This window comes from Rhizobium sp. P28RR-XV, assembly GCF_012641385.1.
GTDB lineage: Bacteria > Pseudomonadota > Alphaproteobacteria > Rhizobiales > Rhizobiaceae > Rhizobium.
In genome coordinates this window covers 243,357-265,569 of sequence record NZ_JABAIG010000002.1, presented here as the reverse complement: position 1 = coordinate 265,569, position 22,213 = coordinate 243,357, and the positions used below count along the sequence as shown (strand labels likewise).

The following is a 22,213-nucleotide window of genomic DNA, read 5'->3' as shown; positions in this document are numbered from 1 at the left end:
TGGAACTCTTTGGCAGAGACGATATCAGGGCGAAGCGAAGAAGAGTTCCAGGACCTTTTGAGAAGGCTGGAGCTGGCGCTGGAGGCGTCTCAAATCGGCGTTTGGCAGCATAACGTCAACGAACAGGAGCTGCTCTGGGACCAGCAGATGCACAAGCTCTACGGGACCGGGCGCCACAATCGCCGGGTTTCCTCGAATGTCTGGTTTAAGGCCCTGCATCCCGAGGATCAGGAAGGGGCGGTCAACGACTTCCAGGTCGCGCTTGAAGGGAAGGGCTTCTACAACTCGCAGTTCCGCATCATTTTGCCCGATGGCGAGGTGCGCCATCTGCGCTCGCGCGCGCATTATTATGAAGATGCGCATGGTGCGCCTTCCTTCATCGGTGCCGAATGGGATGTAACCGCCGACGTACTGCTCAATCGCGAGCTGACCAGCCAGAAGGCCATTGCGGAGGCCCGCGCCGTCGCGCTGGAGCAGAGCCGCGCGCGAATCGAGCATGCCGCCGATCACGATTATCTCACCGGCCTTCCCAACCGGCGCTATTTCGATCGGCGATTGGCCGAATTGCGCAATGACGCGTCTATCGAGACGTTGGCCGTGCTCCATATCGATCTCGACGGGTTCAAGGAGATCAACGACAAATGGGGTCATGCGGCCGGCGACGCGACATTGCAGAGTGCGGCCGCGCGCGTATCGGGAGCCATAACCGCCAACGACATCGTCGCGCGTATCGGCGGCGATGAATTCGTCGCTGTCCTGGTGAATGTCGGCAGCGCCGAGAGGCTGGAAGCGATCGCGAATGATATCTTCGGGCGATTGCGACGCGAGGTGCGTTTCGGCAATGAGATGCTGCGGTTCGGCGCCTCCATCGGTGTGGCCATGAGCGAGGCCGGGAGCGCCGGCAATCTGCTGGCCGAATCCGACGTCGCCCTTTTCCAGGCCAAGAAGCTCGGCCGCAACCGGGTGGAGTTCTTCACGCCGAAGCTGCAATCCGACCTGCAGGCGGAACGCCAATTGGCCGACGAATTGCGCTTGGCGCCGGTGCTGCGTCAGATCGAGCCCTTCTATCAGATTCAAGTGGATGCCCACAGCCGCCGCATTGTCGGGCTGGAGGCACTGGCACGCTGGCGACATCCGGAAAGGGGATTGTTGAGCCCGATCGCGTTCCTGAAGGTGGCTGACGAATACGGGCTCACCGCCGAGATCGATGCGGCGGTCCTGAGGCGCGCGCTTGCTGATCGGTCGGACTGGGCGTCGCTGGGTCTCTCGCCGCCGCGCATTGCCGTCAATATCTCCGGGCGCCGGCTTGCCGATCCAGATCTGATCGAAGGGTTGTTGGCGCTCAGGATACCCCGCAATGCCATCGCTTTCGAACTGGTCGAAACTATCTTTCTCGATGCTCCCGACGACCAGGTGCTTGCCAACATCGCCGGCATCAAGGAGATGGGAATCGATATCGAGATCGATGATTTCGGCTCGGGCCACGCGTCGCTGATCGGCCTGGTTACGCTGAAGCCGAAGCGGTTGAAGATCGACCGGCAACTGGTGACGGCGGTAACGGTGTCCGATGAGCAGCGCCGGCTTGTCGGCTCCATCGTCGATATTGCGCGGGCCTTGAATGTCGAGGTCGTTGCCGAAGGAGTCGAGACCGAAGAACATGCGCGCATCCTGGCCGAGGTCGGCTGCGACGAACTCCAAGGTTATGCCATCGGCTATCCCGCCTCGGAAAGCGAGGTTGTCGCGTTGCTGAAATCGGCTGTTGTCGTGGATAAGAGCCGGCCGACGGCGGGCGCGGGCGCTACTGGATCTGCAAGGCGGCGATCAAGCCGTAGCTGATGACGCCGAGCATCAGCAGCGACAATGTCGCGGCGGCAATGACCCGGCCGCCGGCATGCGCGACGGAGCGGATATTCACGGACAAGCCGAGTGCCGCCATGGCGATGACGGTCAGGATGCCTGACACCACCTCCATCGGGGCAACCAGCGCATCCGGAATGAGGCCGAAGGAACGCAATGCCATCAGCCCGAGAAAGCCGCAGATGAACCAGGGAACAAGCGAATAATGATGATTGCCGCGCGCGTCGGCGCCAACTGCCTCAGCCTTGGTGATGATGCCGAACAGAAAGATCACGGGACCCAGCATCAGGACGCGGACGAGCTTGACGAGCGTGCCGGTCTGGACGGCGAGCAGGCCGACGGGCGCGGTCGCGGCCAGCACCTGCGGCACCGCATAGACGGTCAGTCCTGCCAGGGTCCCGTATTGCGGCACGCTCATGCCGAGGTGGAAATAGAGTAGCGGCAGCAGAAACACAGCCGCAATGCCAAGGACGGCGGTGAAGGCGAGTGCCGCGGCAATCTCCTGCGAATCCGCCTCGATTACGGGAGCAACGGCCACGATCGCCGAGTTGCCGCATATCGAATTGCCGCAGGCGATCAGCGTTGCCAGCTTCGGCGGCAGGCCAAGCGCCCGTCCGATGACGTAAGTGGCGGCGATCGACAAAATCACGACGATGGCGATGCCGGCGATGAGCCAAACGCCTGCGCCGCGAATGGCGGAGAGGCTGATTGAGGCGCCGAGAAGCACGATGGCAATTTCCAGCAGGATCTTGGCGCTGAAATCGATGCCCGGCTTCATCGCTGGCTTCAGCGGCTTGAGAGTGCAGACGGCGATGCCGAGCGCGATGGCAAGCACCAGGCTTTCGATCCATCGGCCTCCGAACAGGCCGATTTCAATATGCTCGCCGGCGTAGGCGAGAAGGGCGACGGCACAGGTGAGTGCGAGGCCGGGGAGGATCGTGTTTGCGCGTTGAGCAAGAGACATATGGTGCCGTCATTCGTTTGGTATGCTTTGGTGACGGGCGGAAAGTCTCATCTGTCGATGTCGACATCCATCGAATATTATCCTATGTATCGTTCGATAAATTAGAATGATTTCCCATGACCTTCGAGCAGCTTGCAATTTTTGTCGCCGTCGCCGAACGAGAACATCTGACCAATGCAGCAGAAGCCATCCACCTGACGCCTTCGGCCGTCAGCTCGGCGATCAAGAACCTCGAGGCTTACTACGGCGTGGAGCTATTTCATCGCGTCGGCCGGCGGATCGAACTGACGGAGACGGGACGCTCCTTCCTGGGTGAAGCCAAGGCGACGCTCGCACGCGTACGCTCGGCCGAACTCATGCTGTCCGAGCTAGGCGGCCTGCAGCGTGGGCGGCTCAGCCTCTATGCGAGCCAGACCATCGCCAGCTACTGGCTGCCGCCGCTGCTGATGCGGTTTCATCGCGATTACCCCGGTATCGAACTGGATCTGACGATCGGTAACACGCGAACCGTCACCGAGGCCGTTATCGACGGCGCGGCCGAGCTGGGTTTCGTCGAGGGCGAGGTGGACGCGCCGGCGCTGTCGATGAAGATCGTCGCACAGGATGCGCTCGTCATCGTCGTGCCGCCACATCATCCCTGGGCGGACGGGCGTCAGCTGACGGTTGCTGACCTTGTCGCCGCGACCTCCTGGGTAATGCGTGAAGAAGGCTCGGGCACCCGTTCGGAATTCGAGAATGCGGTTGCCAAGCTCGGCGCTTTGCCGCGCGATCTCAAAGTGGCGCTCGTCCTGCCATCGAATGAAGCCGTACTGTCGGCGGTCTGCGTGGGAGAAAGTGCCGCTGCCATTTCCAGCGCGGCGGCCAGAGCCTATCTCGGGCAAGGACTGCTGGTTCAGGCAACGTTCGATCTCCCGGCCCGCAGCTTCCGGCTGCTGCGCCACAAGGAGCGCCATGCCAGCAAGGCGGCCCAGACGCTGGAAGGCATGTGTAAGAATTACCGTGAGTCCATCGCCTTCGATACGGATGAGCGCGGTCAATAGCCTGACGTGGGCGATCGCCTGTAGCTTCGATATCTCTTTCGTGCGTTTGTCGGCAGATATCGCCGACCATTTTTCCAGGCGGCTCGAAAGAGTTGCCACCGTCTATCGCCGCTCAGCCCGTTGGCGGTTGGCGACCACGAGTTCGATGTTGTTGCGCTCAAGCATGGCGCGAATGTCTGATGGTGGCGTGTCGTCGGTGACCAGCACGTCGAAGGTTGCCGGCTCGCTCAGGACGATGGGTGCGCTGCGTCCGAATTTGGCGCTGTCGGCGACGATGATGCAGTTCTCGGCGCGGCCGGCCGCTTCCCGGGAATATTCCGCTTCTTCGAGATCGTGCAGCATGAAGCCGGAGGTGGCGTTGATGGCGCCGACCGACAGGATGGCATGGCGTATGTTGAAGCGGCGCAGGAAATTGGCCGCTTCCATGCCGAAGGCGCCGCCGTCATGGCCACGCAGCTCGCCGCCGGCGAAGAAGACGCGGTTGCCGTTGCGGGTCGCGAGCGCGTGAGCGACCGCGACGGCATTGGTGACGACGAAGAGGTTCTGGTGCTTCTGCAGCGCGACGGCGATGAAGGCGGTGGTCGAGCCGACATCGAGGAAGAGCGTATCACCGTCCTCGATCATCGATGCGACGGAGGCGGCGATCATCCGCTTGGCCTCCGCATTCTCGTTCATGCGCAGATGCAGCGGCGGCTCGATCATCGAGTCCTTGATGTGGACCCCGCCATGCACCTTGGTGACCAGCCCGTTGGCTTCGAGGCTACGGATGTTGCGGCGGATGGTTTCTTCGGAAACGCCGAGCCGTTCGGCCAGGAACTGGATGCGGCTTGCGCCGCCGGCCAGGCGCAGTTCCTCCAGAATCTCGCGTTCGCGATGATTGGAGTGAAGCGGTGGCTGGGATATGCCCGACATGGTTGCTGATCCTATTGAGGGTATTGATCCCGAAATGTGCTTGGCATCTGGAATGACTGACCCTGTCGCCGCCAGAGGCGTCAACGCGCACAGGCTTGATCCGATTGCCTCGCGCTTGAGTTTTTAAGGCAAATCTCACCTATGGTGAAGCGTCGTGTTTGCGATATCCATAGCTCATCGAGTTCGAATGACATCTCAAAACCAACAAAAAGCCAAGTATTCGTTTCATTTTGTGGGATGCCCCTTGACAGCTTCGCGTTTGTAAGGAACCTTTCTCATCCGAAGGATGCTCAGCAGTGGTACCGGAGGGGGAATGACTGCGACGCCGGAAGACAGGATCCATTCTCTCGGCATCTGGCACGGGTCGATCGAGATCGCCCCGCTGGTCGGCGGCATCACCAATCGCAACTATCTGGTTGGCAATGCAGGCCGGCGTTTCGTCGTCCGGCTCGGGGCGGATATTCCCGTTCACCACATCAGCCGGGTCAATGAGCTGGCGGCGAGCAGGGCTGCCCATGCAGCCGGTCTTTCGCCCGCCGTCATCCATCACGAGCCCGGCATACTGGTGCTTGACTATATCGACGCAAAGCCGCTGGTGGCCGATGATATAGGTGACCCCGCAATGATGGCCCGTGTCGTGGCGCTTGTCCGGTCCTGTCATCGCGATGTCGGCAAGCATTTTCGCGGTCCGGCCGTAATCTTCTGGGTTTTCCATGTGGTCAGGGACTACGCGGCCGTTCTGAAGGCTGGCGATAGCCGGCACAAGTCGCTGCTCCCTTCCTTTCTGGAGATCGCCGAGCGGCTCGAACGCGAGGCTGGTCCCTTCGAGATCGCCTTCGGCCACAATGATCTGCTGGCCGCGAATTTCCTCGACGACGGCAAGCGGCTCTGGCTGATCGATTGGGACTATGCCGGGTTCAACACGCCGCTTTTCGATCTCGGCGGTCTTGCCTCCAACAATGAATTCTCCGAAGCGCTGGAAGAGGCGATGCTGGAAGCCTATTTCGAGGCCCCCGTGAGCGACGATCTGCGCCGGCGCTATCAGGCGATGAAATGCGCCTCTCTCCTGCGCGAGACGATGTGGAGCATGGTTTCGGAAATCCATTCCGACATCGATTTCGATTATTCTTCCTACACGGCTGAAAATCTGCGGCGGTTCGAGAGCGCCTGGCAGGGCTTTCGCGACTCTTGAGGTGATGCAATGAAGGAACTGCCGGCTACAGCAAAGACCGTCGTCATCGGCGGCGGTATCATCGGCTGCTCGACCGCCTACCATCTCGGCAAGCTCGGCTTCACCGATACCGTGCTGCTGGAGCGCAAGAAGCTGACCTCGGGCACGACGTTTCACGCCGCCGGCCTCGTCGGCCAGTTGCGCACCAGCGCCAACATCACCCAGATGCTCGGCTATTCCGTCGATCTCTACAAGAAACTCGAGGCGGAGACTGGCCTTGCCACCGGCTGGAAGATGAATGGCGGCCTGCGTCTCGCCTGCAACGAAGAGCGGTGGACGGAAGTGAAGCGGCAGGCGACGACGGCACAATCCTTCGGCCTGCAGATGCATCTGCTGACGCCCAAGGAGGCTTTCGATCTCTGGCCGCTGATGGATGTCGACGACCTGGTCGGCGCTGCCTTCCTGCCGACCGATGGGCAGGCCAATCCTTCCGACATTACCCAGGCGCTGGCGAAGGGCGCCCGCATGAGCGGTGTGTCGATCTTCGAGGATACCGAGGTTCTCGATCTGGAGATAGACAAGGGCCGGATCCGCGCCGTCATCACCGAGAAGGGCCGTATCGAATGCGAGCGCGTCGTCGTCTGCGCGGGGCAATGGACGCGGACCTTTGCCGCCCGTTTCGGCGTCAACGTGCCGTTGGTCTCGGTCGAGCATCAATATCTCATCACCGAATCCTTCGGCGTGCCGTCCAACCTGCCGACGCTGCGCGATCCGGACAGGCTGACTTATTACAAGGAGGAGGTCGGCGGGTTGGTCATGGGCGGCTATGAGCCTAATCCCATCCCCTGGGCGCCTGATGGTATCCCCAGGGATTTCCACTATACGCTGCTCGACAGCAATTTCGACCATTTCGAGCAGATTATGGAACTGGCGCTGGTGCGCGTGCCGGCGCTGCAGACGGCCGGCGTCAAACAGCTGCTATGTGGCCCGGAGAGCTTCACGCCCGATGGCAATTTCATTCTCGGCGAAGCGCCGGAGTTGAGGAACTTCTTCATCGGCGCCGGCTTCAATGCCTTCGGCATCGCCTCCGCCGGCGGGGCCGGCATGGCGCTGGCCGAATGGGTCGCCAAGGGCGAGCCGCCCTACGATCTCTGGCCTGTCGATATCAGGCGTTTCGGCCGTCCGCATTTCGACACCGACTGGGTGCGGACCCGCACGCTGGAAGCCTATGGCAAGCACTACACCATGGCCTGGCCTTTCGAGGAGCATTCCAGCGGCCGGCCCTGCCGCAAGTCACCGCTCTATGATCGCCTGAAAGCACAGGGTGCCTGCTTCGGTGAAAAGCTCGGCTGGGAGCGGCCGAACTGGTTTGCCGATCTCTTTGCCGGCGAGGAACCGAAAGATGTCTATACCTATAACAGGCAGAACTGGTTCGATGCCGTCGGCCGCGAGCACAAGGCGGTGCGCGAGGCGGCCGTGATCTTCGACCAGACGTCCTTCGCCAAATTCGTGCTGAAGGGCCGGGATGCCGAGGCGGCAATCTCCTGGATCGCCTCCAATGATGTCGCCAAACCCGTGGGTGCCTTGACCTATACGCAGATGCTGAACGACCGGGGCGGCATCGAATGCGATGTCACCGTCGCCCGCATCGCCGAGAACGAGTTCTACATCACGACAGGCACCGGCTTCGCCACCCATGATTTCGATTGGATCGCCCGGAATATTCCGCCCGAGATGCATGCCGAGCTGGTGGACGTGACCTCGGCCTATTCCGTCTTGTCGCTGATGGGGCCGAAGTCGCGGGAGATATTGCAGGCCGTAACCTCCGCCGACGTTTCGAATGCCGCATTTCCCTTCGGCAAGGTTCGGACGGTCGGTATCGCCGGCTGCCCCGTCAGGGCACTGCGCATCACCTATGTCGGCGAACTCGGTTATGAGCTGCATGTCCTGGTGGAATATGCCGCGACCGTCTATGACGTTCTGATGGCGGCCGGCCGCGAGCATGGCCTCGTCAACGCCGGCTATCGCGCCATCGAAAGCTGCCGGCTGGAGAAGGGCTACCGCGCCTGGGGCTCCGACATCGGGCCGGATCATACGCCGATCGAGGCCGGGCTGGCCTGGGCGGTGAAGATGAAGAAGCAGGTCGCATTCCGCGGCCGGGAGGCGATCGAGCGGCAGCTCGCCTCGGGCGTGAAGAAGATGCTTGCCTGCTTTGTGCCGGACGATCCCGAGATCGTGCTTCTCGGCCGCGAGACGATCTATCGCGACGGGCAACGCGTCGGCTGGCTGTCGAGCGGCGGTTATGGCTATACGATCGGCAAGGCCATCGGCTACGGCTATGTCCGCGATCCCGGTGGGGTGACGGAAGATTTCGTGCTTTACGGCCGCTATGAGCTCGATGTCGCGCAAAGCCGCGTGCCGTGCCGGGTGTCGCTGAAGCCGCTCTATGATCCGCAGATGGAGCGGATCAAGGGGTGACTAGCAAGGGTGCAAAGCAGCGCGCCGATTGGAGACATCACGCGAACATTCCCACACTCTCCTACCGTCTGTTTGGTAAATCCCAAACCCGGTAGAGGTTCTTGAGCGCCTCTGCCGTATGGCATTCCACGATTGGCAAACCGGATTCCTGAAGAATTCTCGCGTATTTGGCGCCGCTGTCGCGGGTCTTCACGAGTATCCAATGCATCATCTCCCATTTGATACTGTCCTTGGCGCCTTCCAGATGTCCCGCGCGGCCCGAGCGGTTGATGAGTGTGCGCTTGAGATAGCGGGAAAAGCGTAGCCAATGGTTTGAGGTTATGAGGATGGCGCCGGTAGCGCGCGCCAAACGCTGCGGCATCAGGCGCGAGTAGTTGCCTTCCATGATCCACTGCTCGTCAAGAATTGCCGTATCGTGAAGCGCGGCGAATTCCGCTTCGGGGCGCTGTTGCCAATCCGTATGGGGCAGATGGTGAAGCTGGTCGAGATGGACCGTTGGAAAACCAAGCTTTTTGGAGAGTGCGACCGCCAAGGTCGACTTGCCGGCATTGGAAGGGCCGAGCACGACGATGCGCTCGCCAAGGGAATGCAAGGGAAGCATAGGGCACCGGTCGGGAAATTGGGATGGCTTCCATTGGCTGAAGTAAACGGAATTGTCAATGATATGGGGACCTATCTTCAGTCATCGGTGGCGTTGATCGAATAAGAGTGAGATCAAACTATTTGCTCCTCAAAAACTGTGATCTCCCCGTCGCCACATCTGCCATTTTCTTGACACGCCGGCACTTTCATCCTCAATCGACATGCTGACAACAGATGGAGGCCCGAGACGATGGCGGAAGCGAGCATCAAGCTAGAGGAGAGCTGGAAAGAGGCGCTGTCTCCGGAGTTCGAAAGCCCCTACATGCAGCAGCTCAAATCCTTTCTTGTCGAGGAGAAGCAGCGCGGCAAGGTAATCTTTCCGCGTGGCAGCGAGTATTTCCGCGCGCTGGACCTAACGCCGCTCGACGAGGTGCAGGTCGTCATTCTCGGGCAGGACCCCTATCATGGCTTCGGCCAGGCGCATGGGCTCTGCTTCAGCGTCCGTCCCGGCGTGCGCATTCCGCCGTCGCTTGTCAACATCTACAAGGAGCTGGAGACCGATCTCGGCATTCCGCCGGCGCGCCACGGCTTTCTGGAAAGCTGGGCGAAGCAGGGCGTGCTCCTGCTCAACAGCGTGCTGACGGTCGAGGAATCACAGGCCGCGTCGCATCAGGGCAAAGGGTGGGAGCGCTTCACCGACGCGGTGATCCGCAGGGTCAACGATGAATGCGACGGCGTGGTCTTCATGCTCTGGGGCTCCTATGCCCAGAAGAAGGCCGCTTTCGTCGATACCGAGCGCCATCTGGTGCTGAAGGCGGCGCACCCGTCGCCGCTATCGGCCCATAACGGCTTCCTCGGCTGCCGGCATTTCTCCAAGGCCAATGCTTATCTTGCCGAGCATGGTCGAGAGCCGATCGATTGGGCGCTGCCGAGCAATCCTGATGCTTAAAGCGCGAAGCGATCTTTCAGAGTCGCTTGTTGCGCTTTAAACTCTAGATTTTGCGCGACATGCCTTAGTAAGGCGCCTGTTCCCAGGGGTTGATGATTGAAGCGCCGGTGTCGTCGAAATCGCCGACGTTGCGAGTGACGACGATGAGGTCATGAACGATCGCCGTTGCCGCGATCAATCCATCGGCGTCAACGCGTGGGCGCTGTGCTGCGATACGCCCCCATTCGACCGCAATCTGATCGGTAACGGCAAGGATGCGATTGCGATGGTCGTGCCGGATCTTGCGCATCCATTCTTCCAGATGTGCTGCGCTACGCGGGTCCGTTTTTCGCTTCAGCGCAATCCCGCGCATGATCTCTCCAAGTGTGATGACACTCAGATAGATAGTGGAGGGATTGACCGAGCGCAGCCACGTAATCGCCTGGGAATTGCCGCGGCGAATTTCCGAGATGACGTTGGTGTCGACCAGATACATCAGAAAAGGACATCCCGGCTTGGCGTTTTATCCCGTTTAGATACGGCCTCGGCCATTTCGTCGTCCCAAGCAGGTCCGGACAGCAGGTCATCGGCAAGGCTTGGTTTGCCGGCTAGGAGAGCATCGTAGTCTTCGGCAGAGAGGACGACGGCTGCAGGTTCGCCGCGCAAGGTGACGATTTGCGGTCCCTCGCTGCGTGCTTTCTGTACGACTTTTGAAAATTGGTTCTTTGCATCCTGCAATGGCCAACTCATCGCAATCCTCTCTAGCTAGACTGTCTAGCTTAACCTAATGCGGCACCTGCTGGGAATCAAGAGATGAGCGATATTGCTTCAAGATGAACGATCCGAATTTATCGTTCACTCGATGAAGACAATCCGTTTGGCACTTGAGGGCTATCGAAACACGGGCCACAAGACCATCTTCTGCCCATGAGAAACGCCTGCCAGTGCAGGCGAGCAAAGGGGTTAGAGATGCTCAACCAGATCAAAGGTCTTCACCACGTTACCTCGATGGCGGAAGACGCCAGGACCAACAACAAGTTCTTCACGGATACGCTCGGCCTGCGCCGCGTCAAGAAGACGGTGAATTTCGACGCGCCCGATGTCTATCACCTCTACTACGGTGACGAGATCGGTACGCCGGGCACGATCATGACCTACTTCCCGTTTGCGAAGATGGCGCGCGGTCGCCCTGGCACCGGCGAAGTCGGCAACACGGTTTACTCCGTTCCGGAAGGCGCGATCGGCTATTGGGCCGATCGGCTCGGCAAGCACGGCGTCGAGGGCCTGAAGACGGACGAATCCTTCGGCCAGAAGCGCCTGCATTTTTCCGGCCCCGATGGCGACGGCTTTGCTCTCGTCGAGGTCAAGGACGACAAGCGTCTGCCCTGGACGCATGGCGGCGTCGATGCCGAGCATGCCATCAGGGGCTTCCATTCGGTCGCCATGTGGCTCCGGGACGAAGGCGCCACGGCCGAGCTATTGAAGTACATGGGCTATGAGGTTGTCGACACGCATGAAGGCGTCAAGCGTCTTGCCATTCCCGGCGGCAACGGGGCCGATTATGTCGACCTCGAAACCATGCCGAATATCAACCGCGCGCTGCCGGGAGCCGGCTCCGTCCACCACGTCGCCTTTGCCGTCGAGAACCGCGCAAAGCAGCTCGAGGTGCGCAAGGCGCTGATGGATACGGGCTATCAGGTCACTCCGGTCATCGACCGCGACTATTTCTGGGCGATCTATTTCCGCACGCCGGGCGGCGTGCTGTTCGAAATCGCCACCAACGAACCCGGCTTCGACCGCGACGAGGATACGGCTCATCTCGGCGAGGCGCTGAAACTGCCCGAGCAGCATGCGCATCTGCGCGGCCTGATCGAGCAGCATCTTGAGCCGCTGGAAGGTTGATCGGGAGGACATCATGACGGATATGACTTATGTGCACCGGCTGAAGGCCGGTGCACCCGGAAAGCCTATTTTCTTCACCTTCCATGGCACCGGCGGCGACGAGAATCAGTTCTTCGATTTCGCTGGCCGCCTATTGCCGGATGCAACCATCGTCTCGCCGCGCGGTGACGTTTCGGAATATGGCGCGGCGCGTTTCTTCCGCCGCACGGGCGAGGGGGTCTATGACATGGCCGACCTTGCGCGGGCGACGGGAAAGATGGCGGCCTATGTCTCGGAGTTGGCGGTTCAATACGGTGCATCGCAGGTGCTGGGCCTCGGCTTTTCCAACGGCGCCAATATCCTCGCCAACGTCTTGATCGAGCATGGCGATCTTTTCGATGCGGCCGTACTGATGCATCCGCTGATCCCGTTCCAGCCGAAGGACAATTCAAGGCTGAAAGGGAGGCGCGTGCTGATCACGGCCGGCGAGCGCGATCCGATCGCGCCTGCGCCGATGACCCAGGCGCTGGCCGATTATTTCGCGCGGCAGGATGCTGAGGTCACGCTCGAATGGCATCCGGGCGGCCACGATATTCGCTCCAACGAGATCGAGGCCATCAGCAAATTCCTTGTGCCCTACGCGTGAACTGGAGCAACCGGGCCACGCGGCGGAAAACCTCTGCCGCGTGGCCCGCTATTTGCCGATCAGACGCAGCATCGCCTTCGCTTGCGAGGCGGCTGCGAGCTTTGCCCTCTCATCGATGTAGTCCGTTCCGCAGAAACGGTTGAGGTTCGCCGCATCCATGCTGTCCGGCTGGGCGTGTTTCGTCTCGGCAATGACCATGCGCCAGGCGCAGCCGAGTATCTTGTCCGGTTGGATCGCCTCGTCGCAGCCGGTGCTGAGGCACAGGGCGACGTGTTTCTGCGCGCGATATCCGCCTGCGATGGCTTCTTCGTAATCGGCCGTCCAGCTATCGCGCGTATGTTCGCAACGGGCGGGATTGCTGCTCTGGCTGCATTGCACGGTCTTGTCAACATAGGTTTGCGCCGGCGGCCACAATGGGCCGTCGACCAGGCTGACGCAGCCGCACGCGAACAAGGTGGCTGACAGCAGGCGCAATTGATTCTCCTTCGGCGAGGTTGCCAGAACCGTAGAGCATGTCGCGCAAAAGTGTGCAGCGGTTTTGCGATGGCGATATGCAAAAAATCAAGAGTTTAAAGCGCAGGGAGCGAATCTGAAAGATCGCGACGCGCTTAAAGCGATCGTAAAGATATGCAAGATCAATATGATCTTGCCAACAGCGGCGACGAGACGGCGCTCCCTTGACTACTCGTAGCAATGTGTGGCGTGACCTTCCTGCAACCCTCATCATCTTCCTGCAACCCTCATCATCTTCCGGCAGCCGCGACGCGCAACGACGCAAGCTTAGCTTGTAGGCATCATGGCCTCCCGCTAATGATCTGCCTCGACAGGGCGGGGGGATTCCATCGTGACGCTGGCGGAACAGCAGCAATATAGGCTCGGCGTGATGTATGTTGCGCTCTCGGCGCTCGCCTGGTCGACATCAGGCCTCTTCATGCGCGCGATTCATGCCGACCTGATGACGATCCTGTTCTGCCGCGGAATCGTATCGGGCCTCGGCGTGTTCGCGCTGTTCTTCTATATCGAGCGCCGCAACGCCTTTCGCGTCCTGCGCTCCATGCGCGGCCCATCGCTGGCGGCGACGATCTTTTCCACCGCATCGATGATCAGCGGCATCGGCTCGATCTATTATACATCGGTTGCCGACGCCATGGTCATCTACGCGACCGTGCCCTTCGTCACCGCGGGCGTCGCTTTCCTCTTCATCGGCGAGCGCCCGAATTTGAGGACGCTGATTGCCAGCGGCATTGCCTTCATCGGCGTGCTCGTCATGCTTTCCGGGCATGCGAGCGACGGCGGCAGCTGGTTCGGCAAGGGGCTGGCCGCCATCATGACGCTGACAGTCGCTGCCCTTGCCGTCGTCATGCGCCAGCATCGTAATGTGCCGATGCTGCCTGCGATGGCCCTGTCCGCCTGGCTTTGCTCTTTCATCACCTTCTGGTTCGCCTCACCGCTCTCCCTGTCCGGACAGGATCTCGGCCTGATCATCGCCTTCGGTATCATCCAGAATGCGATGGGCCTCAGTCTCTACACATTCGGCTCGCGGCTAGTTCCGGCTTCGGATGCCGCGTTGCTGACGGCGCTTGAGGTGCCTCTGACGCCGCTGTGGGTCTGGATGGTCTTTGCCGAGCGTCCGTCGACGGCGACGCTGATCGGCGGGCCGATCGTGCTTGCGGCGCTTTTCGGCCATATCCTGTTGGAAGTGCGCCGAAACCGGGCGGTTATTTCAGCACAAGTGCATTGAACGGCTTGTCCGCGTAGCGTCAAAATGCTGAAATCGCTCCGATCACGAGGAGTCGATATCGATGAAAAAGGTATTCAACCCCCCATCCGTCCGCCGCCCTTTCGGCAATTATAATCACGGCCTTCTGGTGCCGCCCGGCGCCAGCCTACTGGTCACCTCAGGCCAGCTCGGCATCGGTCTCGACGACCGCATCCCGGCTGACGTTACGGCGCAGGCCGAGCTATGTTTCAAGGCGATCAATGCCATTCTGGATGAGGCCGGCATGAGTTTTGCCGACATCATCCGCATTTCCGGCTTCGTCACCACGCGCGAGGATTTTCCCGCCTATATGGCCGTGCGTGATCGCTATATCCTGGATCCCAAGCCGGTCTCGACCCTGCTGATTATTGGCGGATTTACGCGCGCCGAATTTCTGGTGGAAGTCGAGGTCACGGCGGCGAAGGTGATGTAACCTCAGTAGCAATGCGAGCTTCTAAATCAGGCTGCCGGATCGAAATTGTCGATCTGCAGGAGACGAGCATGACCCAGAATATCTACGACGATCAGGCTTTCTTCGAAGGCTACAGCCGCCTGCAGCGTTCGGTCGACGGGCTGGCGGGCGCGGCCGAGTGGCCCGCCATCCGCGCTCTGATGCCTGAGATGAAGGGCCTCGATGTCGTGGATCTCGGCTGCGGCTTCGGATGGTTCTGCCGCTGGGCGGCAGAGCAGGGGGCCGCGAGTATTCTGGGCCTCGATGTTTCCGAAAAGATGCTCGAGCGCGCCCGCGCCGAGACGGCGGACGGGCGTGTTCGCTATGATCTGGCCGATCTCGAAAAGCTTCAGCTGCCCGAGGCCGCCTTCGATCTCGTCTATAGTTCCCTGGCCTTCCACTATATCGAAGGCTTTGCCGGGCTTCTGGCGACCATTCGTCAGGCGTTGAAGCCCGGTGGCCGGCTGATCTTTTCGATCGAACATCCAATCTATATGGCGCCACGGCAGCCGGAATGGCAGGTCGATGCTGGGGGTCACAAGATCTGGCCGCTCAGCGCCTATCAGATCGAAGGGCCGCGGGTGACGAACTGGCTTGCCGAAGGCGTCGTCAAGCAGCACCGGACGATGGGCACGACGTTGAACCTGCTGATCAAATCAGGCCTCACCATCGCGCATGTCGAGGAATGGTCGCCGAGCGATGAGGACCTCGCCGCCCATCCGGATTGGGCAATCGAGCGCGAGCGGCCGATGTTTCTGCTGATTTCGACCCGGACCTGAGATCGGTTCGGTATGATTCTGCAGCTTTGCTCCTGTGGGTGAATGATTTTCCTTTTGTCGATAGATTTTATGGGGAATTTATTGCTCGCCGCGGGCCGTTTCCGTAAAATGTCGTTTCTTGAGGCGCATCGGTCCTCCCGATAGTGTGAGTTATCTGGCGCGAGTTAGGGGATAGTGGGAATGAACATGAAAACCTCCGTGGCAATCGAGAGGGCGGTACCCGTCGCCGATCCGGATATCGCGCGCACCGAGTTTCGCAACGCCATGGCCCGGATGGCGGCAGCCGTGAACATCGTCACGACCGATGGCCCGGCCGGGCTGGCCGGCTTTGCGGCGACCGCGGTCTGCAGCGTCACCGACAGCCCGCCGACCTTGCTCGTCTGCCTCAATCGCGGCGCTTCCGTTCATCCCGCCGTGACGCAAAACGGCGTGCTCTGCGTCAACGTCTTGTCGGAAGCGCATGAGGATCTGTCGCGTCTCTTTGGTGGCAAGACCCCGGTCGCCGAGCGGTTCGCGGCCGCCTCCTGGTCGGAATTATCCACTGGTGCGCCGGTGCTGGAAGATGCTCTTGTGTCGTTCGATTGCCGGATCGTGCGTTGGGCCGATGGCGGCACGCATGACATCCTGTTCTGCGAGGTCGATGCCATCCGCCAGCGCGATAGCGGGCAGGGGCTCATCTATTTCGACCGGGCCTATCATTCCGCGGGTCAGGCCGGGTAAGCCGGCCTTCTCGTCGTTTCACGCCAGAAAATCTTTGATCGTCTTTATGACAAGGCCAGGGCGTTCGCGATGCGGCGAATGCCCCGTGTCCGACAGGATATGGAGCGACCCGCGTCCGGCCGCGATCCGGCGCGGATGGGCTTCCGAGCCGTATTCGTCACGGTCTCCGTGAATGGCGAGCACCGGGCATCGGAGCTTTTCAAGTGCCGGATCGAGGCTCCACCCGGCGCGTTCGGGAGCAAGCCAGGTGTCGATCCATGCATGCAGCACCCAATCGGTCTTGCTGCCGTGATATCTGGCAAGCCGGGCGAGGGTCTCCGCCGATCTGAATTCCTGTTCCGCGACCCTGATACCCTGCAGGGTTCTCTCCTCCACGAAAGCCTGAGCGGCAATGGAGATTACGGCATCACAGCGCTCGCCAAAGCTCGCTGCCGTTTCCACAGCCATGCCGCCACCGACACTGTGCCCGCAGGCGACGAACTTTCGGATGGAGAATTGTTCGCACAGCAGCGGCACCGCCTCCTCAGCCTCCAGGGCCACGAAGTTCTGCTGCAGAAGGTCTATGCGGGCATCTGACCGCCCGAAGCCCAATCGATCATAAGCGATCACCTGACGGCCGAGGGAATGGGCGAGCGGCTCCGGGAAATCTCTCCAGAGCGCGATGCACCCGAGGGAATCGTGAAAGAGGATTATCGGCGGCAGGGAAATCTTGGCATCCGGTGCCCAGGATTTGGCATAGAGGCGTCCGGCGGCGCTCTCGATCCAATGTTCCGTTTCGACGATGCCTGCCATTTCGCTCAATAGTTTTCCTGATACCATTCCACGAAGCGGCGCACGCCCTCATCGACTTCGATCTGCGGCTTGAAGCCTGTCAGCGCCACCAGCAGGTCCGGCACGGCATAGGTATTGTGGACGTCGCCAGGCTGCATGGGCAGCATCTTGCGGATCGCCTGCTTGCCGAGCATCGTCTCGATCGTCTCGACAAAGGTCATCAATCCCACCGGCTGGCCGCCGCCGATATTGACGACGCGGAAGGGGGCGTTCTTCGACAAGGTGTCGATGACCGTCTCCGACACCACGCGGTTTTCCTCCGAAGGCACCACGCCGATGAGGCGAACGATGCCTTCGACGAGATCGTCGATATAGGTGAAATCGCGGCTCATCTTGCCTTCGCCGTAGATTTCGATCGGCCTGTCGTTGCGGATGGCATCGACGAATTTGAACAGTGCCATGTCCGGGCGGCCCCACGGGCCATAGACCGTGAAGAAGCGGAAAGCAGTGGTGGGCACGTTGAAGAGATGAGCGTAGCTGTGCGCCATCAGTTCCATGCTCTTCTTGGTCGCCGCGTAGATCGTCATCTGCTCGTCGGCCTTGTCGCTTTCGGCAAAGGGGATCTTTTCGTTGGCGCCATAGACGGAGGAGGTGGAGGCCAGCAGCAGGTGCTTCGGCTGCAGGTCTCTCGCCAGTTCCAGGATGTTGAACGAGCCGACGAGGTTGGAATCGACGTAGGAGCGTGGATTTTCGAGGCTGTAGCGCACGCCGGCCTGGGCGGCGAGATGGACGATCACATCAGGCTCGGCGAGCTCGGCTGCATGCTCGAGCGCCGCCTTGTCCTCCAGCATGCCGGTAACGGCCTTGAAGCCGTTGGAGCGGGCGAGGATGGCCGTGCGCTTCTCCTTGAGCCTGACATCGTAATAGGGCGTCATGCCGTCGAAGCCGACCACGAAATGACCCTCGTCGAGCAGACGCTTGGCAAGGTGGAATCCGATGAAGCCGGCGGTGCCGGTGATGAGATAGCGCATGGGTCGGCCTTTGCTTAAAGCATTTCCAGGAAAAGTGCTTAGCGGTTTTCCGTTCGGAATGCGTAAGCGCTCTAAAGTGTGGCGTCGTTCGAGGGTCTGCCGACGCTTGTATAGGCAAAGCCGTGCTTTGTGACCTCGTCATGGCGATAGATGTTTCGAAGGTCGACGAGGACCGGCGCCTTCATCACGGATTTCAGCCGGGCGAAATCGAGCGCGCGGAACTGGTTCCATTCGGTGACGATGACGAGCGCGTCGGCGTCGCGCGCGGCGCTGTAGGCATCGTCCGCATAGGCAATATTGTCGATCACCAGGCGGGCATTGTCCATGCCTTCCGGATCATAGCCGGTTACCGTGGCGCCGGCATCCTGCAGCGTCTGGATGATCGAGATCGAAGGGCTGTCGCGCATGTCGTCGGTATTCGGCTTGAAGGTCAGGCCGAGGACTGCGATCGCCTTGCCCCTGATATCGCCGCCCATGGCCGCGATCACCTTGCGGCCCATGGCGCGCTTGCGGTTGTCGTTGATCGACACGGTTGTTTCGATCAGGCGCACGGGGCTGTCGTAATCCTGCGCCGTCTTGGCGAGCGCCAGCGTATCCTTCGGGAAACAGGAGCCGCCATAGCCCGGGCCGGCATGCAGGAATTTCGAGCCGATGCGGCCGTCAAGCCCGATGCCGCGCGAGACCTCCTGCACATTGGCGCCGACCTTTTCACAGAGATCGGCCATCTCGTTGATGAAGGTGATCTTCATAGCAAGGAAGGCGTTCGCTGCGTATTTGATCAGCTCCGACGTGCGGCGGGAGGTAAAGAGCAGCGGCGCCTGGTTGAGATAGAGGGGGCGGTAGACTTCGGTCATGACGCCACGGGCGCGCTCGTCATTGAGACCGATGACGATGCGGTCGGGACGCTTGAAATCCTCGATGGCCGCACCTTCGCGCAGGAATTCCGGATTGGAGACGACGGCGACATCGGCTTGCGGATTGGTTTCGCGGACGATGCGCTCGACCTCGTCGCCAGTACCAACAGGCACGGTCGATTTGGTGACGATGACGGTGAAGCCGTTGATATGTTGGGCAATCTCGCGGGCGGCGGCATGGACGTAGGAGAGGTCGGCATGGCCGTCGCCGCGCCGGGACGGCGTGCCGACGGCGATGAAGACGACGTCGCTGTCGGCGACGCTGGTTTCGACGTCCGTGGTGAAGGAGAGGCGACCGGCGCGGACGTTGTCTGCAACGAGCTGCTCCAGGCCCGGTTCGAAGATCGGTATTTCACCGCGTCGCAGCGCCTCGATCTTGCCTGCGTCCTTGTCGACACAGATGACGTCATGGCCGAAATCGGCAAAGCAGACGCCGGACACCAGCCCCACATAACCCGAGCCGATCATCGTGATGCGCATGAAACTTCATTCCTTTTTGCTGGCCTTTTGCTGGCGCCGGATCCCGCGTCAGAGCACGAAGCAGGCATTGGCGATTGAATGTTCTTATACACAGGATCGCGGGGGACGCCTATATGCGACGGCCCGGCCGGAGGAATTGCAAAAGAAGTGTCACAAAAGGCTTTTGCTTTGCTTTCGTTCCATTGGCGTTGTTCTTTGTGCTCAGAGTGAAACGAAGCCTTTGTATTTCCAGCTTATCATCGCTGTCGCTTGTGATTGGCATCATGTTGCCGCATGATGAATTGGGCGCAATCGTTCCGTTGGGAACGGCTGTGTAATGGGCGGTTCGGGACTATTGCATGAAGTCGACTTTTGCCGTGCGTACAATGCGGGCTGGCGAGCTGGAGCTTGCTCTGGAATGGGCCCGGCAAGAGGGATGGAATCCCGGTGTCGATGATGCTCCGGCCTTCTGGGAAGCGGATCCATCCGGCTTTCTGATCGGCGCGATCGGAGAGGTGCCGGTCGGCTGCATCTCCGTTGTTCGATACGGCGAGACTTTCGCGTTTCTCGGCCTTTACATTCTCCATCCGGAGTTTCGTGGGCGGGGATACGGCAAGCAGCTTTGGAACAAGGGCATGGCGCTTGCCGGCAATCGCACCGTCGGACTGGACGGCGTCGTCGCGCAACAGGAAAACTACCGCCGGCACGGCTTCGAGACCGCTTATCGGACTATGCGCTATGGTGGCATCCCCAAGGTACCCGATGTGGAGGATCAGCAGGCAAGGCAGGTGGTGCCGGTAACCGACAGCAAGCTTGACGGGCTGTTGCATTATGATGCGGAAATCTTCCCAGGCCTGCGCCATTCCTTTATTCGTGCCTGGTGCGGTGCTCCGGAAAGGCGCACCTCCTTCATCGTCGGCGGTGGCAGCAGGGTTCGCGGCTATGGCACGATCCGGCGCTGTTTCGAGGGCTACAAGGTCGGCCCGCTGTTCGCCAACAAGCCGGACGTGGCGCTTGCCTTGTTGAGCAGGCTGCTTGCGAAAGCCAAGGGAGCGCCGGTCTATCTGGATGTGCCGGTGGACAATGCTCGGGCCATCAGGCTTGCGGAAGATTGCGGCCTCTCGCCGGTTTTCGAAACGGCTCGCATGTACCGCGGCTCCGCGCCGGCAATCCCGCTCGATCGCGTTTTTGGCGTGACCACGCTCGAGCTTGGCTAGCCGCAGTTCGCTTGCGCCAGCCAGGAACGAGAGCAGCTGATCTTCGATGGAAGAGTAATCGCGGTATCGGAGTATAACCGGTGCGATGATCTCGGCCGAGCATGAATATCTCCATGTCTTTGCGTACAAGCCTGGCCTTTGATGAGGAGGACCGTCAGCTGGATGAGAGCTGTTCGCAGGCGTCGCCCAGCCGGTAGCCGGGAAAAATCCTGTTGGAGGTGCTGATTCGTCATGCAAAAAGCCGAATCTCCTGAGACAACAGGGTCGCTTTCCCAAAAACAAAGCTTTATAGATGCGCGGGTTTGAGCAAGGCACGCGGCTGCGTGCAGGAAGCGGGAATGGATAAATGACGAATGTTGTAGTGATCGGCTCACAGTGGGGTGACGAAGGCAAGGGCAAGATTGTCGACTGGCTTTCGGAACGCGCCGATGTGATTGTGCGCTTTCAGGGCGGTCATAATGCCGGTCATACGCTTGTCGTCGACGGTGTCAGCTACAAGCTGGCGCTGCTGCCTTCCGGGCTGGTGCGCGGCAAGCTCAGCGTCATCGGCAACGGCGTTGTCGTCGATCCCCACCATTTCGTTGCGGAAGTGGAAAAGCTGCGCGCCCAGGGCATCGCGGTTACTCCCGATGTGCTGCGCATTGCCGAGAATGCACCACTGATCCTGTCGCTGCACCGTGATCTGGACGCCATGCGTGAAGATGCAGCCTCCAATAGCGGCACGAAGATCGGCACGACGCGTCGTGGCATCGGTCCTGCCTATGAAGACAAGGTCGGTCGCCGGGCCATTCGCGTTATCGATCTTGCCGAGCCGGAAACGCTGCCGGCCAAGATCGACCGGCTTCTGACCCATCACAATGCCCTCCGCCGCGGCATGGGCGTCGACGAGATCTCCTTCGATTCCCTGCACGACGAGCTCAGCTCCGTCGCGGAACATATTCTTCCCTATATCGATCAGGTCTGGCGGCTGCTCGACGAACAGCGCAAGGCTGGCGCCCGCATTCTTTTCGAAGGCGCGCAGGGCGCGCTGCTGGATAACGACCACGGCACTTATCCATTCGTGACCTCGTCCAACACGGTGGCCGGGCAGGCAGCGGCCGGTTCGGGACTTGGTCCGACGGCGCTGGGCTATGTACTCGGTATCACCAAGGCCTATACGACCCGCGTCGGCGAGGGACCATTCCCCTGCGAACTGCATGACGAGATCGGCAAGCATCTGTCGACCGTCGGCCGCGAAGTCGGCGTCAATACCGGCCGTCCGCGCCGTTGCGGCTGGTTCGACGCCGTGCTGGTGCGCCAGACCGTGAAGACCTCGGGCATCACCGGTATCGCGCTTACCAAACTGGACGTTCTCGACGGCCTCGACGAGCTGAAGATCTGCGTCGGCTACATGCTCGACGGCAAGGAAATCGACTACCTGCCGGCAAGCCAGGCGGCGCAGGCCCGCGTCGAGCCGATCTACATCACGCTCGAAGGCTGGAAGGAATCGACCGTTGGCGCGCGCAAATGGGCTGATCTTCCGGCGCAGGCGATCAAATATGTTCGCCAGGTGGAAGAGCTGATCGGAGCGCCGGTGGCGATGCTTTCGACCAGTCCGGAGCGCGAGGACACCATACTTGTGACTGACCCCTTTGAGGGCTAAAGTCGCGTATC

At 60.7% G+C, this 22,213-nt stretch carries 22 protein-coding genes; 13 read left to right on the top strand and 9 right to left on the bottom strand.

Translation table 11 applies throughout. From position 1 onward, the window contains the following. Positions 1–9: 9 nt before the first annotated feature. Positions 10–1,836 (top strand): EAL domain-containing protein, encoded by a 1,827-nt coding sequence (locus HGP12_RS04915; RefSeq protein WP_168838338.1) that lies wholly within the window; start codon positions 10–12, stop codon positions 1,834–1,836. On the opposite strand, the gene HGP12_RS04910 is transcribed toward HGP12_RS04915, so the two are convergent. Continuing rightward, positions 1,799–2,821: a YeiH family protein gene (locus tag HGP12_RS04910; RefSeq protein WP_168838339.1), complete on the bottom strand. Its 1,023-nt coding sequence runs from the start codon at positions 2,819–2,821 to the stop codon at positions 1,799–1,801. The genes HGP12_RS04915 and HGP12_RS04910 overlap by 38 nt on opposite strands. Before the next feature lie 116 nt (positions 2,822–2,937). On the opposite strand from HGP12_RS04910, the gene HGP12_RS04905 reads away from it, so the two are divergent. Continuing rightward, a complete protein-coding gene (locus tag HGP12_RS04905) occupies positions 2,938–3,861 on the top strand; it encodes a LysR substrate-binding domain-containing protein (RefSeq protein ID WP_168838340.1) in 924 nt (307 codons plus the stop codon). Positions 3,862–3,963: 102 nt separating this feature from the next. Here the strand turns inward: HGP12_RS04905 and HGP12_RS04900 are convergent, their stop codons facing one another. Further along, complete coding sequence (locus HGP12_RS04900; protein ID WP_168838341.1) at positions 3,964–4,773, bottom strand: DeoR/GlpR family DNA-binding transcription regulator; 810 nt, start codon at positions 4,771–4,773, stop codon at positions 3,964–3,966. A 313-nt stretch (positions 4,774–5,086) separates the two neighbouring features. Between HGP12_RS04900 and HGP12_RS04895 the strand changes: the two genes are divergently transcribed. Both HGP12_RS04895 and HGP12_RS04890 read left to right on the top strand, forming a co-directional pair. Then, complete coding sequence (locus tag HGP12_RS04895; protein ID WP_168838342.1) at positions 5,087–5,965, top strand: choline/ethanolamine kinase family protein; 879 nt, start codon at positions 5,087–5,089, stop codon at positions 5,963–5,965. Between the two features lie 9 nt (positions 5,966–5,974). Next, positions 5,975–8,422 carry an FAD-dependent oxidoreductase gene (locus HGP12_RS04890; protein WP_168838343.1) on the top strand — a complete coding sequence of 816 codons (2,448 nt, stop codon included), beginning with the start codon at positions 5,975–5,977 and terminating at the stop codon, positions 8,420–8,422. Between the two features lie 61 nt (positions 8,423–8,483). Here the strand turns inward: HGP12_RS04890 and HGP12_RS04885 are convergent, their stop codons facing one another. Further along, positions 8,484–8,954 (bottom strand): AAA family ATPase, encoded by a 471-nt coding sequence (locus HGP12_RS04885; protein ID WP_246703249.1) that lies wholly within the window; start codon positions 8,952–8,954, stop codon positions 8,484–8,486. Between the two features lie 300 nt (positions 8,955–9,254). Here HGP12_RS04885 and ung point away from each other — a divergent pair, with 300 nt between their 5' ends. Then, the gene (gene ung, locus HGP12_RS04880; protein ID WP_168838345.1) at positions 9,255–9,953 is read left to right on the top strand and encodes a uracil-DNA glycosylase; all 699 of its coding nucleotides are present in this window, start codon (positions 9,255–9,257) and stop codon (positions 9,951–9,953) included. 64 nt (positions 9,954–10,017) lie between these two features. On the opposite strand, the gene HGP12_RS04875 is transcribed toward ung, so the two are convergent. Together HGP12_RS04875 and HGP12_RS04870 are read right to left on the bottom strand one after the other, a co-directional pair. After that, on the bottom strand, positions 10,018–10,428 hold the full coding sequence (locus HGP12_RS04875) for a type II toxin-antitoxin system VapC family toxin (protein WP_168838346.1): 411 nt from the start codon (positions 10,426–10,428) through the stop codon (positions 10,018–10,020). After that, on the bottom strand, positions 10,428–10,682 hold the full coding sequence (locus HGP12_RS04870) for a type II toxin-antitoxin system Phd/YefM family antitoxin (RefSeq protein WP_168838347.1): 255 nt from the start codon (positions 10,680–10,682) through the stop codon (positions 10,428–10,430). Before HGP12_RS04870 ends, HGP12_RS04875 begins: the two co-directional genes overlap by 1 nt. 219 nt (positions 10,683–10,901) lie before the next feature. Between HGP12_RS04870 and HGP12_RS04865 the strand changes: the two genes are divergently transcribed. Together HGP12_RS04865 and HGP12_RS04860 are read left to right on the top strand one after the other, a co-directional pair. Then, the gene (locus HGP12_RS04865) at positions 10,902–11,834 is read left to right on the top strand and encodes a VOC family protein (RefSeq protein ID WP_168878682.1); all 933 of its coding nucleotides are present in this window, start codon (positions 10,902–10,904) and stop codon (positions 11,832–11,834) included. Between the two features lie 13 nt (positions 11,835–11,847). Next, complete coding sequence (locus HGP12_RS04860) at positions 11,848–12,459, top strand: alpha/beta hydrolase (RefSeq protein WP_168838349.1); 612 nt, start codon at positions 11,848–11,850, stop codon at positions 12,457–12,459. Positions 12,460–12,507: 48 nt separating this feature from the next. On the opposite strand, the gene HGP12_RS04855 is transcribed toward HGP12_RS04860, so the two are convergent. Beyond that, on the bottom strand, positions 12,508–12,933 hold the full coding sequence (locus HGP12_RS04855; protein ID WP_168838350.1) for a hypothetical protein: 426 nt from the start codon (positions 12,931–12,933) through the stop codon (positions 12,508–12,510). Between the two features lie 370 nt (positions 12,934–13,303). Here HGP12_RS04855 and HGP12_RS04850 point away from each other — a divergent pair, with 370 nt between their 5' ends. From HGP12_RS04850 to rutF, 4 genes are all read left to right on the top strand, one after another. Continuing rightward, on the top strand, positions 13,304–14,200 hold the full coding sequence (locus HGP12_RS04850; RefSeq protein WP_168838351.1) for a DMT family transporter: 897 nt from the start codon (positions 13,304–13,306) through the stop codon (positions 14,198–14,200). A gap of 61 nt (positions 14,201–14,261) precedes the next feature. After that, positions 14,262–14,651 carry a RidA family protein gene (locus HGP12_RS04845; protein ID WP_168838352.1) on the top strand — a complete coding sequence of 130 codons (390 nt, stop codon included), beginning with the start codon at positions 14,262–14,264 and terminating at the stop codon, positions 14,649–14,651. Between the two features lie 68 nt (positions 14,652–14,719). Then, positions 14,720–15,448, top strand: coding sequence for a bifunctional 2-polyprenyl-6-hydroxyphenol methylase/3-demethylubiquinol 3-O-methyltransferase UbiG (locus tag HGP12_RS04840; RefSeq protein WP_168838353.1), 729 nt, complete (start codon positions 14,720–14,722; stop codon positions 15,446–15,448). A 180-nt stretch (positions 15,449–15,628) separates the two neighbouring features. Continuing rightward, positions 15,629–16,168, top strand: a complete 540-nt coding sequence (gene rutF / locus HGP12_RS04835) for an NADH-dependent FMN reductase RutF (protein WP_168838354.1) — start codon at positions 15,629–15,631, stop codon at positions 16,166–16,168. Positions 16,169–16,186: 18 nt separating this feature from the next. On the opposite strand, the gene HGP12_RS04830 is transcribed toward rutF, so the two are convergent. The 3 genes from HGP12_RS04830 to HGP12_RS04820 form a co-directional block, all read right to left on the bottom strand. Continuing rightward, positions 16,187–16,960, bottom strand: a complete 774-nt coding sequence (locus HGP12_RS04830; RefSeq protein WP_168838598.1) for an alpha/beta fold hydrolase — start codon at positions 16,958–16,960, stop codon at positions 16,187–16,189. A gap of 5 nt (positions 16,961–16,965) precedes the next feature. Further along, positions 16,966–17,970 (bottom strand): NAD-dependent epimerase, encoded by a 1,005-nt coding sequence (locus tag HGP12_RS04825; RefSeq protein ID WP_168838355.1) that lies wholly within the window; start codon positions 17,968–17,970, stop codon positions 16,966–16,968. Between the two features lie 71 nt (positions 17,971–18,041). Further along, a complete protein-coding gene (locus tag HGP12_RS04820; protein ID WP_168838356.1) occupies positions 18,042–19,364 on the bottom strand; it encodes a UDP-glucose/GDP-mannose dehydrogenase family protein in 1,323 nt (440 codons plus the stop codon). 338 nt (positions 19,365–19,702) lie between these two features. On the opposite strand from HGP12_RS04820, the gene HGP12_RS04815 reads away from it, so the two are divergent. Continuing rightward, positions 19,703–20,560 carry a GNAT family N-acetyltransferase gene (locus HGP12_RS04815; RefSeq protein WP_168838357.1) on the top strand — a complete coding sequence of 286 codons (858 nt, stop codon included), beginning with the start codon at positions 19,703–19,705 and terminating at the stop codon, positions 20,558–20,560. Positions 20,561–20,906: 346 nt separating this feature from the next. Continuing rightward, entirely contained in the window at positions 20,907–22,202 is a 1,296-nt protein-coding gene (locus HGP12_RS04810) for an adenylosuccinate synthase (RefSeq protein WP_168838358.1), read from the top strand. Positions 22,203–22,213 lie beyond the last annotated feature (11 nt).

Excerpts from the sequence above, each read along its gene's own strand:
- HGP12_RS04830 (WP_168838598.1), bottom strand. The coding sequence starts at position 16,960 with ATGGCAGGCATCGTCGAAACGGAACATTGGATCGAGAGCGCCGCCGGA.
- ung (WP_168838345.1), top strand. The coding sequence starts at position 9,255 with ATGGCGGAAGCGAGCATCAAGCTAGAGGAGAGCTGGAAAGAGGCGCTG.
- HGP12_RS04900 (WP_168838341.1), bottom strand. The coding sequence starts at position 4,773 with ATGTCGGGCATATCCCAGCCACCGCTTCACTCCAATCATCGCGAACGC.
- HGP12_RS04875 (WP_168838346.1), bottom strand. The coding sequence starts at position 10,428 with ATGTATCTGGTCGACACCAACGTCATCTCGGAAATTCGCCGCGGCAAT.
- HGP12_RS04810 (WP_168838358.1), top strand. The coding sequence starts at position 20,907 with ATGACGAATGTTGTAGTGATCGGCTCACAGTGGGGTGACGAAGGCAAG.
- HGP12_RS04820 (WP_168838356.1), bottom strand. The coding sequence starts at position 19,364 with ATGCGCATCACGATGATCGGCTCGGGTTATGTGGGGCTGGTGTCCGGC.
- HGP12_RS04905 (WP_168838340.1), top strand. The coding sequence starts at position 2,938 with ATGACCTTCGAGCAGCTTGCAATTTTTGTCGCCGTCGCCGAACGAGAA.
- HGP12_RS04825 (WP_168838355.1), bottom strand. The coding sequence starts at position 17,970 with ATGCGCTATCTCATCACCGGCACCGCCGGCTTCATCGGATTCCACCTT.
- HGP12_RS04890 (WP_168838343.1), top strand. The coding sequence starts at position 5,975 with ATGAAGGAACTGCCGGCTACAGCAAAGACCGTCGTCATCGGCGGCGGT.
- HGP12_RS04865 (WP_168878682.1), top strand. The coding sequence starts at position 10,902 with ATGCTCAACCAGATCAAAGGTCTTCACCACGTTACCTCGATGGCGGAA.
- rutF (WP_168838354.1), top strand. The coding sequence starts at position 15,629 with ATGAACATGAAAACCTCCGTGGCAATCGAGAGGGCGGTACCCGTCGCC.
- HGP12_RS04910 (WP_168838339.1), bottom strand. The coding sequence starts at position 2,821 with ATGTCTCTTGCTCAACGCGCAAACACGATCCTCCCCGGCCTCGCACTC.
- HGP12_RS04870 (WP_168838347.1), bottom strand. The coding sequence starts at position 10,682 with ATGAGTTGGCCATTGCAGGATGCAAAGAACCAATTTTCAAAAGTCGTA.
- HGP12_RS04845 (WP_168838352.1), top strand. The coding sequence starts at position 14,262 with ATGAAAAAGGTATTCAACCCCCCATCCGTCCGCCGCCCTTTCGGCAAT.
- HGP12_RS04815 (WP_168838357.1), top strand. The coding sequence starts at position 19,703 with ATGAAGTCGACTTTTGCCGTGCGTACAATGCGGGCTGGCGAGCTGGAG.
- HGP12_RS04840 (WP_168838353.1), top strand. The coding sequence starts at position 14,720 with ATGACCCAGAATATCTACGACGATCAGGCTTTCTTCGAAGGCTACAGC.
- HGP12_RS04895 (WP_168838342.1), top strand. The coding sequence starts at position 5,087 with ATGACTGCGACGCCGGAAGACAGGATCCATTCTCTCGGCATCTGGCAC.
- HGP12_RS04860 (WP_168838349.1), top strand. The coding sequence starts at position 11,848 with ATGACGGATATGACTTATGTGCACCGGCTGAAGGCCGGTGCACCCGGA.